The sequence below is a fragment of the Sphingomonas sp. PWP1-2 genome, from assembly GCF_049898305.1.
Classification (GTDB): Bacteria; Pseudomonadota; Alphaproteobacteria; order Sphingomonadales; family Sphingomonadaceae; genus Sphingomonas; species Sphingomonas glacialis.
The window spans coordinates 115,751-128,621 of sequence record NZ_JAFCXM010000006.1 but is presented as its reverse complement, the minus strand read 5'-3'; the positions used below and the strand labels follow the sequence as shown (position 1 = coordinate 128,621).

14 protein-coding genes are annotated in these 12,871 nt (G+C 67.4%); 1 reads left to right on the top strand and 13 read right to left on the bottom strand.

The features are described from left to right. Positions 1–12: 12 nt before the first annotated feature. The 10 genes from ACP7C5_RS15600 to ACP7C5_RS15555 form a co-directional block, all read right to left on the bottom strand. Positions 13–549, bottom strand: coding sequence for a demethoxyubiquinone hydroxylase family protein (locus ACP7C5_RS15600; protein WP_426264927.1), 537 nt, complete (start codon positions 547–549; stop codon positions 13–15). Continuing rightward, positions 546–1,019, bottom strand: coding sequence for a disulfide bond formation protein B (locus tag ACP7C5_RS15595; protein WP_426264926.1), 474 nt, complete (start codon positions 1,017–1,019; stop codon positions 546–548). Before ACP7C5_RS15595 ends, ACP7C5_RS15600 begins: the two co-directional genes overlap by 4 nt. Next, complete coding sequence (locus tag ACP7C5_RS15590) at positions 1,019–2,356, bottom strand: S41 family peptidase (RefSeq protein WP_426264925.1); 1,338 nt, start codon at positions 2,354–2,356, stop codon at positions 1,019–1,021. The genes ACP7C5_RS15595 and ACP7C5_RS15590 overlap by 1 nt, the downstream gene beginning before the upstream one ends. Positions 2,357–2,487: 131 nt before the next feature. Then, on the bottom strand, positions 2,488–3,672 hold the full coding sequence (locus ACP7C5_RS15585; RefSeq protein ID WP_426264924.1) for a murein hydrolase activator EnvC family protein: 1,185 nt from the start codon (positions 3,670–3,672) through the stop codon (positions 2,488–2,490). 4 nt (positions 3,673–3,676) lie between these two features. Then, positions 3,677–4,099: a 23S rRNA (pseudouridine(1915)-N(3))-methyltransferase RlmH gene (locus ACP7C5_RS15580; protein ID WP_426264923.1), complete on the bottom strand. Its 423-nt coding sequence runs from the start codon at positions 4,097–4,099 to the stop codon at positions 3,677–3,679. A gap of 162 nt (positions 4,100–4,261) precedes the next feature. Beyond that, positions 4,262–4,663, bottom strand: a complete 402-nt coding sequence (gene rsfS, locus ACP7C5_RS15575; protein WP_133190748.1) for a ribosome silencing factor — start codon at positions 4,661–4,663, stop codon at positions 4,262–4,264. Positions 4,664–4,671: 8 nt separating this feature from the next. Next, entirely contained in the window at positions 4,672–5,289 is a 618-nt protein-coding gene (locus ACP7C5_RS15570; protein WP_426265046.1) for a nicotinate-nucleotide adenylyltransferase, read from the bottom strand. Beyond that, a complete protein-coding gene (locus tag ACP7C5_RS15565; RefSeq protein ID WP_133190750.1) occupies positions 5,286–5,570 on the bottom strand; it encodes a type II toxin-antitoxin system RelE/ParE family toxin in 285 nt (94 codons plus the stop codon). Before ACP7C5_RS15565 ends, ACP7C5_RS15570 begins: the two co-directional genes overlap by 4 nt. Further along, positions 5,567–5,833: a CopG family transcriptional regulator gene (locus ACP7C5_RS15560; RefSeq protein ID WP_133190752.1), complete on the bottom strand. Its 267-nt coding sequence runs from the start codon at positions 5,831–5,833 to the stop codon at positions 5,567–5,569. Before ACP7C5_RS15560 ends, ACP7C5_RS15565 begins: the two co-directional genes overlap by 4 nt. Before the next feature lie 31 nt (positions 5,834–5,864). Beyond that, positions 5,865–7,133: a glutamate-5-semialdehyde dehydrogenase gene (locus tag ACP7C5_RS15555; protein WP_426264922.1), complete on the bottom strand. Its 1,269-nt coding sequence runs from the start codon at positions 7,131–7,133 to the stop codon at positions 5,865–5,867. A gap of 77 nt (positions 7,134–7,210) precedes the next feature. On the opposite strand from ACP7C5_RS15555, the gene ACP7C5_RS15550 reads away from it, so the two are divergent. Continuing rightward, positions 7,211–8,275, top strand: a complete 1,065-nt coding sequence (locus ACP7C5_RS15550) for a DUF3667 domain-containing protein (RefSeq protein WP_426264921.1) — start codon at positions 7,211–7,213, stop codon at positions 8,273–8,275. A gap of 336 nt (positions 8,276–8,611) precedes the next feature. Here the strand turns inward: ACP7C5_RS15550 and ftsH are convergent, their stop codons facing one another. The 3 genes from ftsH to ACP7C5_RS15535 form a co-directional block, all read right to left on the bottom strand. Continuing rightward, positions 8,612–10,579 carry an ATP-dependent zinc metalloprotease FtsH gene (ftsH, locus tag ACP7C5_RS15545; RefSeq protein ID WP_133190758.1) on the bottom strand — a complete coding sequence of 656 codons (1,968 nt, stop codon included), beginning with the start codon at positions 10,577–10,579 and terminating at the stop codon, positions 8,612–8,614. Between the two features lie 91 nt (positions 10,580–10,670). Continuing rightward, positions 10,671–11,786: a tRNA lysidine(34) synthetase TilS gene (gene tilS, locus ACP7C5_RS15540; protein ID WP_426264920.1), complete on the bottom strand. Its 1,116-nt coding sequence runs from the start codon at positions 11,784–11,786 to the stop codon at positions 10,671–10,673. 1 nt (position 11,787) lies between these two features. Continuing rightward, positions 11,788–12,807, bottom strand: coding sequence for a tetratricopeptide repeat protein (locus ACP7C5_RS15535; RefSeq protein WP_426264919.1), 1,020 nt, complete (start codon positions 12,805–12,807; stop codon positions 11,788–11,790). Positions 12,808–12,871: the final 64 nt, after the last annotated feature.

Sequence of the window (12,871 nt, the reverse complement as noted above, 5' to 3'; positions counted from 1 at the left end):
CCTGTCTCCCCGTCAGATACGTTTCGCGGTCGCGATCGCGACCTTGCAACCGAGCCGGATCAGCCCGCTCAACACTGGATAGCCCGGCGTGTTCTCAGCCCCCGCGGCGAGTGCTGTCTCGCGATGCTCGACTTCCTCGGCCTGGAAATCGCGGATCGCCTCGGACAGTTCGGGATCGCTGTCGCCGAGCGCGACGAGCTGGTCCTCATAATGCTTGTCGATCTCGGTCTCGACCGCGGCGGTGCACGCCATTGCGGCGTTGGGACCGAGCGCCGCCGTCACCGCGCCGAGCGCGAAGCCGGCGACATCCCAGAGCGGCGCGAGCAATGTCGGCCGTACCGAGCGCCGCGCCATCATCGAATCGAAAAAGGCGCGATGGCGCTCTTCCTGATTGGCCATCCCCGCGATCGCACGCGCCGCCGGGCTGCGGTCGCCGAGTACCGCCAGCTGCCCGGCATAGATCCGCGTCGCGCCGAATTCGCCCGCTTGGTCGACGCGCACCATCGAGGCTGTGTCGCGCTTGGGGTCGCCGGGTTTCCAGCCGCTCATGCTTTTGCTCCTCGCATCAGGCCAAAGATGGTGATCGCCCCGCCGACCGAAAAGAGCGCGTTGAAGCCGGCGAGCGAAACATGGAACAGCGTCCATTGCGCGACATCGCAGCGGATGATCGGCGCGGCCATGATGCTGTCGAGCGTGATCGCGCCCGACACGGTCGAAGTGCAGGCCGTAACACCCGCCCACCAATGATATTCGACGCCTGCGTGATAGGCGCCGATCACGCCGCTGACGAGGATCGCCACCGCCGCCAGGCTGACGAACACCTCGCGCTGCGCGCGGCTCGGCACGACGAAGGCGAGCAACGCGAGCGGCAGCGCGGCGATGTGCGGATAGCGCTGCCACCAGCACATCTCGCACGGGTAGAGCTTGCCGATATATTGGAAGGCGAGCGCACCGCCGAGCAGAGCGAGCGGAATCAGCAGCGCGAGCAGCCGGGCGAGGATAAAACGGTCGCGCGCCATTACCGCGCCGCCACCGCTTGCGTCGTGCTCGACAGCCGCGCGAGCGTCTTCAGCGCGTAGGTCAACTGGAAATCCTCGATCCCCTTCGCCTTGAGCTGATCGGGCGTCATCACGAAGCGCGGATCGGGCTTGCCGTCTTCCTCGACCGCGGCGTTGGTCGTCTTGGCTTCGTTGATCAGATGCCGGCGCAGATCGTCCTCGCGGAAGACGGGGCGCGACTTGTAATCGGGGTCGGAAAGCTGCGGCACGGCGATATCGGGTTCGATCCCGCCCTCCTGCACCGACCGGCCCGACGGCGTGTAATAGCGCGAGGTGGTGAGCCGTAGCGCAGCGTTGGCGCCCATGTCGATCACCGTCTGGACCGATCCCTTGCCGAACGAGCGCTCGCCCATCACCAGCGCGCGGTGATGATCCTGCAGCGCACCCGCGACGATCTCGGAGGCGGACGCAGTGCCGGCATTGGTCAACACGATCACCGGCAGCCCGTGCGCAAGATCGCCCTTCACATACGATTCGGCGTAGAACGGCTCGATATCGGCCTTGTCGCGCCCGCGCTGCGAGACGATCTCGCCCGACAACAGGAAATTGTCGGCGACCGCGATCGATTCGTCGCGCAAACCGCCGCCATTGTCGCGCAGATCGATGACATAGCCGAGCGGATCGTGTCCGAGCTGCTTGACGATCCCGCGGATCGCGCCGGTCACGGCATCGCCGGTATGTTCGGAGAAGGCGGTGATGGTAATCAGCCCGACGCCGTCCTTGACGCTCCATTTGACGGGCTTCTGGACGATCTTCTCGCGGATCAGCGAGACAACGATCGGCTTGTCGTGCCCCGGGCGCAGCAGCGTCAGCGCAACCTTGCTGCCGGGCACGCCGCGCATCTTCTGGATCGATTCGTCGAGCGTATCGCCGAAGATCAATTTGCCGTCGATATGCGTGATGTAATCGCCCGACTTGATCCCGGCGCGCGCGCCCGGCGCGTCGGGCTGCGGCGACATCACCTTGACCGCGCCGTCCTCCATCGTGACGGTCAGGCCGAGCCCGCCGTAACTCCCCATCGTCTGGATCTTGAGATTGTCGTAATCGAGCCCGGTCTCGTACGCGCTGTGCGGATCGAGCGCGGCGAGCATGCCTTCGATCGCGCCCTTGACCAGCACCTTGTCGTCGACCTTGTCGACATATTCGGCCTTCACGCGGTTATAGACGTCGAGGAACACCGCCATCTCGCGATAGGTGCCATTGTCGACCGCCGCCATTGCGCTCGTACCGATCGGCACGATCGCCAGCACCGCCGCGATCGCGGAAGCTTGGAGCAGCGAAGTGGTGAAACGCGACATCGGTCAATACTCGGCAAGCAAGAGGTCTTGGAGGCACCGTAGCGGGGTTTGCGCGGGGATCAAAGCGGGGCAATCGATGGCGTGCCCGGGCTGAACCGAAGCTGAGCGGGATTGCCGCCGCGGATTTCGCCTCACCCGAGCAGCGGCGTCATGTCGACCGCGCGATCGCGGCGGCGCAGCTCGACCGTCACGCTCGGCGCTTCGCCGCGCGCCGCCTGCCCGATCGGCGCGCCTTGGCCGATCGTTTCGCCGATCCGCGCGCTGGTGCTGCCGAGCCCCGAGACGAGCGTCGTCCAGCCGCTGCCATGATCGAGGATGACGATCGTGCCATAGCCGCGGAACGGCCCGGCAAAGGCGACGCGCCCCGCCGCGGGGGCGACGACTTGCGCGCCTGCCAGCGGCGCGATCGTCAGCCCGCGCGAATGGACGCCGGTGTCCGAGAGTTCGCCGAGCCCGGTGACGATCTTGCCCTGCACCGGCAGGCGATACGGCGGTGCGCTGTGCGACCAGGTGCCGCGGTCGATCGGCGCGACGACTTCGCCCGGGCGTGGCGGGCGCGCGAGCGGGCCGGGCAGCGACGCAAGGCTCTCGCGCGTCGCCGCCTGGTTGCCGATCGTGTCCATCAAGTCGACGATGTCGCGCGCCTTTTCACCGAGCGCGATCGCGCGGTCGGATTCGATCAGCGCATCGCGTCCGAACGCGCGCGAGCGCAGCCGGTGCGCCGCCTCGAGTCGCGTCAGCGCAAGCCGCTGGACTTCGAGCCGCGACCGGCTCTCGGCGAGCGCGCGGGTCGCGACCGCGCCTGCCGCCTGCAACTGGCGGGTGCGCGCAAGATCGGCGCGGACGTCGGCGGTGCGCGCGCGGATCACTGGCATCGTGTTGGCCAGCACCGCGCGGACATGGACAAGATCGTCGACCGATCCGGGCTGGACGAGGCTGATGATCGCGGGCCGCCTTGCGAGCGATTGCAGGGCGCCCATCAACCGCGCGACGGGCACTTGCTTGGCGGCCAGCTTGGTGCGCTGCGCATCGAGCAAGCGATCGACGATCGCGAGCCGCGCCTGCCCTGCGGCGATATCGGCCTCGGCCTGCTGGATGCGGGCGGCGACCGCAGCTTCCTGCGCTTGCGCCTGGCGCGCCTGGTCGCGCTCTGCGGCGGCCTGGCGTTCGAGCGCGGCAGAGCGGCGCGCGGCGGCATCGGATTGCGCCTTGGCTTCGGCGAGCCGGGTGCGCTGGTCGACGGGTTCCTGCGCGACGGCCACGCTCGCGCCAATCGCCGCTGCGACACCCGCGATCAGAAGAGCCCGCCCCCGCATGGCTCTATCCTTCGCGGTGGTAGGGGTGATTGGCAAGGATGCTCGTCGCGCGGTACAATTGCTCGGCGAGCATCGCGCGGGCAAGCAGGTGCGGCCACGTCGCCCGCCCGAAGCTCAGCAGCAGATCGGCCGAGGCGCGCTGCGCATCGTCGAAGCCGTCGGCCGCCCCGATCAGGAAGCGCGCCTCGCGCACGCCTGAGTCCCGCCATTTCTCGAGCGTGGCCGCGAGATCGCGCGATGGCAGGACCTGCCCCGTCTCGTCGAGCATGACGATCCGGCAGCCGGGCTCGACCGCCGGCATCTTGCCGCCGGTGTCGGGCAGTTCGGTCAGCTTGTACGGCCAGGACAGCCGCTTGACGTAGCGCTCGACCAGTTCGGCCTCGGGACTCCGCCCGATCCGCCCGCGCGCGACGATGTGGAGCAGCATGCTTGCCTCCGTTGCGAGCGATGCTCAGCGCTGTACCGCTACACGTTCCCCGGCGAAGGCCGGGGCCCAGTCGCGAAGGTCGCCATAGCCGAGCGCTGCGCACTCCGCCGCACCGCTCGCTCCTGGACCCCGGCCTTCGCCGGGGAGCAGGAGATCCAGCGATCAGTCCTCGATAACCGGCGCGGCGGGCGGGGTCGGCGCATCGCCGAACGCCCACATCCGCTCGAGATTGTAGAAGGTGCGGACCTCGGGGCGGAACAGATGGACGATCACGTCGCCGGCATCGAGCAGCACCCAATCGGCGGTCGGCAGGCCCTCGATACGCGACGGCCGGCCGTATTCGGCCTTGATCTTCTCGGACAGCTTCTGCGCCATCGACGCGACCTGGCGCGTCGAGCGGCCGCTCGCGATCACCATGTAATCGGCGATGCTCGATTTGCCCGCAAGCGGGATCGAGATGACATCGACGGCCTGATCGTCGTCGAGCGACGCGAGCACGAGCCGAAGCAGCGCGTCGACCTCTTCGGGTTCGGACGCGCGATAGACGGGAGAAGATGAGGCCAAGATGATTCCTATGCAGAAGGTGGGGTCGGGACGGCTGGCAGGAAATGCCGCTGCCAGGCGGGGTCGGCAGCACGAAGCTGTGTCGCGGAGCGCGGGTCGGGGCGGAAGCGCAACAGCACGAGTGCCGGCAATCTCCACTGCGTCCAGTTCTTCGCCTGGTGTGCGGGCCGACGTGCGCGCCGCAACCAACCCATCGCGGGAGCCGCGAGAGCAGCACGTTCATACCCCGGACGCGCGATTACCGCAATCGGAACCTCGCGGGCGATCCGGCGCCACCCTTTCCACTGGTCGAACTGCGCGAGATTGTCCGATCCCATCAGCCAGATGAAGCGCTTTTTGGGGAAAGCGCGGCGGAGTTTGGTGACGGTATCGACGGTGTAGCGCGTGCCGAGCTTGTGCTCGATCGCGCTGACGCGGATCGGCGCGTGGCGCGCCATCCGCACCGCAGAGGCAAAGCGCGCGGCGTAGGGGGCCATGTCGCCGCTCTTCTCCTTGAGCGGATTGCCGGGCGAGACGAGCCACCACACTTCGTCGAGCCCTAGCGCATCGAGGGCTGCAAGGCTGATCGCGCGGTGGCCGGCATGAGCTGGATTGAACGAGCCGCCGAGGATGCCGATGCGGGTCAGGTCCGTATCCAATTTTCGCGCGCATGACGGATACGCAGCACCTCGATGTGCGTGTCGCTTACCCGATACAGAAGAAGATAGTCGGTGGGCGCGACGCGCCATTTTCGAGCGTCGACCTCGGGAATCGCCGGCCCTGCTGCCGGGGTGGCCGCGACGAATTCGGCTGCCTCCTCAATCAGGGCTGCAATCCGCTCGGCGGCGTCGGGAGAATATGCCGACCAGTAATCGTCAATCTCCTCGAGATCGGCGATCGCGGGGTCGCTCCATTCGACGGTCCTCATGCGACGGCGCGCTGCTGCCTCCGGCGGCGCAGGTTTTCGAAGACGGTAGCTTGCGGGGTCAGGGCACCACGATCGGCCGCATCAATCCCGACTTGGATGAAGGCGAGAAGATCGTCTTCGCTCTCAATGACTCGCCGGATGGCTTCGGCCGCAAATGCGGCTCCGGTTATCCCTTGCGCAGCCGCTGCTTTGGCGACCCGCGCAGCCGTCTCATCGTCCAGGTCGATCGTGACCGATCGCGAAAAAGGCGCAGGATGGTTCATCGCGGCAAATTACACCGGAGCCCGACCGCCATCAACCCCGCACCTGCCCGCTGCCGTAACCCACCCATTTGTACGTCGTCAGCCCTTCGAGCGCGACGGGGCCGCGGGCGTGGAGGCGCCCCGTCGCGATGCCGATCTCGGCACCGAGGCCGAACTCGCCACCATCGGCGAACTGCGTCGAGGCGTTCCACAGCACGATCGCACTGTCGACCTCGGCAAGGAAGCGGGTCGCCACGGCCTCGTCGGCGGTGACGATCGCGTCGGTGTGGTGCGAGCTGTGCGCCGCGATGAAGCGCAGTGCGCCATCGATGCCGTCGACCAGCCCGGCGGACGCGATCGCGTCGAGATATTCGGTGTCCCAATCGGCGTCGGTCGTGGGGGCTAGGCTTGGCACCAGCGCGCGCAGGCCAGGCCCGCCGCGCACTTCGCAGCCGGCCGCCGAAAGCGCCGCGACGAGGCCCGCCGGATCGGGATAGGCGCGGTCGATCAGCAACGTCTCCATCGCGCCGCACACGCCGGTGCGCCGCATCTTGGCGTCGACGACGATCGCCTTGGCCATCGCCGGATCGGCCGATCCGTCGACATAGATATGGTTGATCCCGTCGAGATGCGCGAGCACGGGGACCCGCGCCTCGGCCTGGACGCGCGCGACGAGCCCCTTGCCGCCCCGTGGGACGATCAGATCGATCGCCGCGGCGCCCGACGACCCGTCCGCCGTCAGCATCGCCCCGACCGCAGCACGATCGGTGGTCGGCACGAGTTGCGCAGCATCGGCAGGAATACCCTCGGCCACCAGTCCCGCGACCAGAGCGGTATGGATCGCACGGTTGCTTTCGATCGCCTCCGACCCCCCGCGTAGGATGACGGCATTGCCCGCCATGACGGCGAGTGCGGCGGCATCCGCGGTAACGTTGGGGCGGCTTTCATAGATGATCCCGATCACGCCGATCGGCACGCGAACGCGGCGCAAGCGCAGCCCGTTGGGACGCACGCTCTCGTCGATCACCGCGCCGACCGGATCGGCGAGTGCTGCGACCGCGGCGACACCGTCGGCCATGCTCGCGACGCGCGCGGTATCGAGCTTGAGCCGGTCGAGCATCGCGCCCGACAAGCCGGCGGCAGTCGCCTTCGCCATGTCGCTGGCATTCGCCTCGAGGATTACCGGGGCGGCATCGCGCAACGCCTGCGCCGCCGCCAGCAGTCCGCGCGCCTTCACCGCAGTCGGCAGCGTCGCGAGCGTGCGGGCAGCGCCGCGGGCGCGATCGGTCATGGTGGCGAGCAGGGTCGTGGCGTCGGTCATGACGCTCGCGGTATCACGACCGCGCCCCTTGCGGCAAAATCTATCGCATTCGCCAAAGCCACTGCTATGCTGCCGCAATGTCGGGGGGAATCGATACAGCGGGCGATATCGCCACGGGACTCTTTGTCGCGCGTGCGGTCGAGCCGCCTGCGGGCGAAACCGCGCACGGACCGCTCGCGCACGGACTGTGCCTCAATTGCGGGACCGCGTTGCACGGCGAGTTTTGCCATGCCTGCGGGCAAAGCGGGCATGTCCACCGCTCGCTCCACTCGATCGGGCATGATCTGCTTCACGGCGTCTTCCATTTCGAAGGCAAGATCTGGCGCACCGTGCCGATGCTGGTGTTCCAGCCCGGCGCGCTGACGCGACGCTACATCGCGGGCGAACGCGCGCGCTTCGTGTCGCCGCTCGCGCTGTTCCTGTTCGCGGTGTTCCTGATGTTTGCGACGATCCACGCCTTTGGCGGCGAGCTCGGCGCTGACTTGCCGCCCGCGGCGCGCGAAACCGCATTGCAGAACATCGACGCCGACATCGCCAAGGGACAGGCCAAGCTCGCCCGGCTGCAGACCGCCCCACGCCGCGCCAATGCCGACGCCAAGATCGCCAAGGTGCAGGAAGATCTGCGCAGCCTGCAGGTCGCGCGTAGCGTGATGGATGGTGGGTCGGGCGTCACGATCGGCGACGTCCCGCTTTCCGGGCTGCGCACCGACTGGCACGCGCTCGACAAGGGCATCGCCAAGGTGAAGGCCAATCCCGGACTGGCGCTCTACAAGCTGCAGTCGAGCGCCTACAAATACAGCTGGGCGCTGATCCCGATCTCGACTCCGTTCGTCGCGCTGCTCTTCCTGTGGCGGCGGCGCTACAAACTCTACGACCACGCCATTTTCGTGACCTATTCGCTCGCCTTCATGATGATGCTGGTCGCCTCGCTGAGCACCGCCGGCGCTATCGGCGTTGGCAGCGGACTGATCGGGTTGCTCGTGATGTTCGTGCCGCCGGTGCACATGTTCGCACAGTTGCGGGGTGCCTATACGCTGCGCAAACGCTCGGCGCTGTGGCGAACGGTCGCGCTCATCGTCTTCGCCTGGATCGCGCTTACCGCCTTCGCCTGCCTGTTGCTGGCGATGGGGTTCATGGAATAGCGGCGACCGGCCCGCTTGCAGCGCCACGGGAGGCGCCCCGTAAAGTCGCACTGCCTACGCGGCCTGCTCGTTCCTCAGCGCGAACGGCGGCTTAGCGCCGTGGCGGAGCACGCAAGCGACCACGTTTCGATCGCGCCCGCCTAGTCCCGGTCGTGCTGTGCGCGTCGAAGCTCGTCCATTCTCTTGGTCGCAGCGAGAACGATAGTCCTTTGACATGCTCAAAGACGACCGGATTCGGAAACAGCGCAGAAGCGTCCGCATACCGCGCAGAGACGAAAAAGCCGCGCCCGACACTTGTCGGACGCGGCTCTTTTTACCGTTCCAGTCCCGCGGGCGTTACGCCCCGGCAGGCGCCGGATTACCGAACGGCCCGCCGCCCTTGGGCCGGCGCGTTTTGGGGATCGAGGTCCCCGCGCCGGGCACGATCGAAACCTTGGCATCGGCATCGTCGCGGCCGATATCGCCGTCGAACGCGAGGCGCTTGATCTCGTCGCCGGTCAGCGTCTCATATTCGAGCAGCGCACCGGCGATCCGGTGAAGCTGATCGATATGCTCGGTCAGGATTTCGCGCGCCTGCGCCAGGCCGCCATCGACCAGCTTGCGGATCTCGCTGTCGATCATCAGCGCGGTCTCGTTCGACATGTTCTGGCGCTGCGTCTGCGAGTAGCCGAGGAAGGTCTCGCCCTGCTGCTCTTCATATTGCAGCGGGCCGAGCGCGTCCGACATGCCCCATTGCGACACCATCGCACGCGCAAGCTTGGTCGCCTGCTTGATGTCGCCCGAAGCGCCGCTCGACACCTTGTCGTAGCCGAAGATCAGCTCTTCCGCCACGCGGCCGCCCATCACGGTCGCGAGATCGGCATACATCTTGTCGCGATGATACGAGTAATTGTCACGCTCGGGCATCGACACGACCATGCCCAGCGCACCACCGCGCGGGATGATCGTCGCCTTGTGGATCGGGTCCGACGCGGGCGTGTGGACGCGCACCAGCGCATGGCCTGCCTCGTGATACGCCGTCATACGCTTCTCATCGGTGGTCATCACCAGCGAGCGCCATTCGGTGCCCATGATGACGCGGTCCTTGGCGGTCTCGAACTGCGCCATCGCCACCAGCCGCTTGCCGAGCCGCGCCGCCATCAGCGCCGCTTCGTTGACGAGGTTGGCGAGATCGGCACCCGACATGCCCGGCGTGCCGCGTGCGAGCGTGCGCGCATCGACGTCGGGGGCGAGCGGCACCTTCTTCATGTGCACTTCGAGAATCTTCACGCGGCCCTCGATATCGGGCAGCGGCACCGTGACGCGGCGATCGAAGCGACCCGGACGCAGCAGCGCAGGATCGAGCACGTCGGGGCGGTTCGTCGCCGCGACGATGATGATGCCTTCCGAAGCCTCGAAGCCGTCCATCTCGACGAGCAGCTGGTTGAGCGTCTGCTCGCGCTCGTCATTGCCGTTGCCGAGGCCCGCACCACGGTGACGGCCGACCGCGTCGATTTCGTCGATGAAGACGATGCACGGCGCCGACTTCTTGGCTTCGGCAAACATGTCGCGCACGCGGCTCGCGCCGACGCCGACGAACATCTCGACGAAGTCCGAGCCCGAAATCGTGAAGAACGGAACGCCAGCCTCGCCCGCGATCGCGCGCGCGAGCAGCGTCTTGCCGGTGCCGGGCGAACCGACGAGCAACGCACCCTTTGGAATCTTGCCGCCGAGGCGGGCGAACTTGGTCGGATCCTTGAGGAACTCGACGATCTCCTGCAGCTCTTCGCGTGCCTCGTCGATGCCGGCGACGTCGTTAAAGGTCACGCGACCTTCCTTTTGCGTCAGCATCTTCGCGCGGCTCTTGCCGAAGCCCATCGCGCCCGAGCCCGAGTTCTTCTGCATCTGGCGCATCACGAAATAGCCGAGGCCGAGGAACAGGAAGAAGGGTAGCGAATTAACCAGCAGAACCTGCCAGATCGGCGCGCCTTCTTCAGGCTTGGCGGTGATCGTCACGTTCTTCTCGCGCAAACGATCGGTCAGGCGCGGGTCCTGCGGCGCATAGGTGCGGAACTTTGTGTTGTCGCTCATCGTGCCGGTGACGACTTCGCCGGCGATGTTGACGTCCTTGACCTGCCCGTTCTGGACACGGTCGAGGAACTGCGAATAGGCGATCCCGTTGACGTTGGGGCCGACCGAACGATTGTCGATCAGCGTCACGAACAACGCCAGCGCGACGAGGATGCCGACCCAGATCAGCAGCGATTTCATCCAGGGGTTGGGCCCGCCAGAGTCGCCGCCGGGCTGCTTGTCATTGTCGTTCATGGGCACGGGATACCTTTCGTGACCCATAAGATAAGCACAGCGCGATTAATGGCAATGCAACGGCCCGCGCAATCGTCGATCAAATCGTCGATCAGTGTGAGTGACGCGGCGGTTGTGGCGCAAAATTCCAGAGGGTGTCGCGCACAGCGACCAGGATTCCCGCATGGGTCGCGGTTTTGCCGGCTTCGAGCGCGTCGAGCAGCGGTTCGATATTGGCCGAGTCGGTGAAGGCTGGCGTGGTGAGCGCGTGCGCCGCGCGGACGGCGTGGATCGCGCGCCGGGCGAGGCGGCGTTTCAACTCGCGGGGTAGGTCCGCGACGTCGAGGTCGATTACGACGCCCCCCTCCCCCGTCATACCGGGCGCGTCGCGGCATCCACCGTGCCGCACGTCGTGCGGATGTTGCTCGTGGACGGCGGTGGTCCCCGGCACGAGGCCGGGGTGACGGTTGGGGGTGGGGCTGCGGCGGGTCTGCCATAGCCAGTCTTCCATCCCCCGTATCGTGGCATCGGCTTCGGCCGCGTGCGCCGCGGCGCGCGCGATCTGCAACGGGTCGAGCCACGGCGTGTCGCGGAGCAATGCGCGAAAGCGGGTGCGCTCGTAATGCGGGTCGACGTTGCTCGGGTCATCGACGAAGGGCAGTGCGTGCGTCACAGCAAGCGCGCGCAATTCGGCGACCCGCCAGCCGAGCAACGGCCGGATCAGCGCGATCGCGCCGAGCTGCTGGTGCGCGCGAATACCGCCGAGCCCGGCGACCCCCGCCCCGCGCGCCGCGCGCATCAGGAAAGTTTCGGCCTGATCGTCGGCATGATGTGCGGTGGCGAGACACGTCGCCCCCGCCGCTGCCGCCCAGTCGCGCAGCAGCGCATAGCGCCGGTCGCGTGCGCGACCCTGGACCGCGCGCGAGCCGATCGCGTCGTCGACCACCAGTGTCGCATGCGCTATGCCCTGCGCGGCGCACCATTCGGCGACCATCCGCGCCTCGTCGGCGGCGGCAACGCGCAGCCGGTGATCGACCGTCGCAGCGATGATCCGTCCGGGAAAAGCGGCGGCGGCGAGCGCGAGCAGCGCCATGCTGTCGGGCCCGCCCGATACCGATACCGCGAGCGCGAGGCGTTCAGTCGAGCCCAGCGGGCGCACCCGTTCGAAATCCTTGCGGAACCGCGCGACCAGTGCCGGCTCCACCGGCACGCGGTCGGGCGCTCTCATCTCACGAGCAGTTGGAAGCGGCACGACCCTTGGCGACGCCCGCCTTCATCCGCGCATCGGCATCGACCTTCGCGCCATAGCTGCGCTGGAGCTCGGTATAGACCTTGCACACTTGCGCGGCGGGCTTGTCGAGCTTCACCAGCGCCTGGGCGAGGTAATAGAGGCTCTCGGGCGCGCGGTCGCCATCGGGCCATTTCTTGTAATTGTCGTAGAAAGCGAGGCTCGCGCGCGACGGCTGGCCATCCTCGAGATACGAACGGCCGAGCAGGTTCTGCGCATAGCTCGCGCGCTTGTGCGTCGGGAACTTGGTCGTGACGGTGGTGAACTGCGCCTCGGCCTCGGGATAGAGGTGCGCCGCCCACAGGCGATAGCCGTAGAGATAGGTGTCCTCGGCGACGTCACCCGAATCGGGTCGCTCGACCGCGGCGACTTGCTGCGCGCGTGCCGGATCCTTGGTGCTGACCACTGGCGGCGGGGTCACCGTCGACTTTGCCGGCGCGGGGCGTGTTGGGGTGGCGGGTCGGTCGAACCCGCGATCGGGGGTGCGATCCGCCGTCGGGCGCGCGGGCACGGGCCGGTCGAAGCTGCCGCCGTCATCCCCTGGCACAGCCGCAGGCGTCGCCGCAGCAGCGGCCGCGGCGGCATTGGCCTCGAGCGTCTTCAGGCGGCTGTCGAGTCCTTGCAGGCGGTGCTGGTTGGTCTCGGTCTGCGCGGTCAAGGTGCGCAGCTGGTTTTCGAGCGAATCGACGCGTGCGGTCAAATCGGCGACCGGGCTGGTCGGCGATCCGCCGAGGATTGCGTCGGGATCGGCCGGACGATTGTCGGGCTGGATATACTGGCCACCGCTGCCGCCACTGCCACCGGGGAACACCTTGCGCTGCACCGCGCGCATCTCGCCTTCGAGCCGGTCGACCCGGCCCTCGATCGCGCGCCCGTTGCCGCTGCTGCTCTGCGCATTCGCGGGCAGCGCGCTCAGCATGCTCCCGGCGAGCAGGAAAGCGGTCAATAGATGGTTACGCATTCGTACACCCCCCGGTGCTGATGAAGCGAGTAGCATAGCCGACATTAGCCTTGTGCCGCCAGCG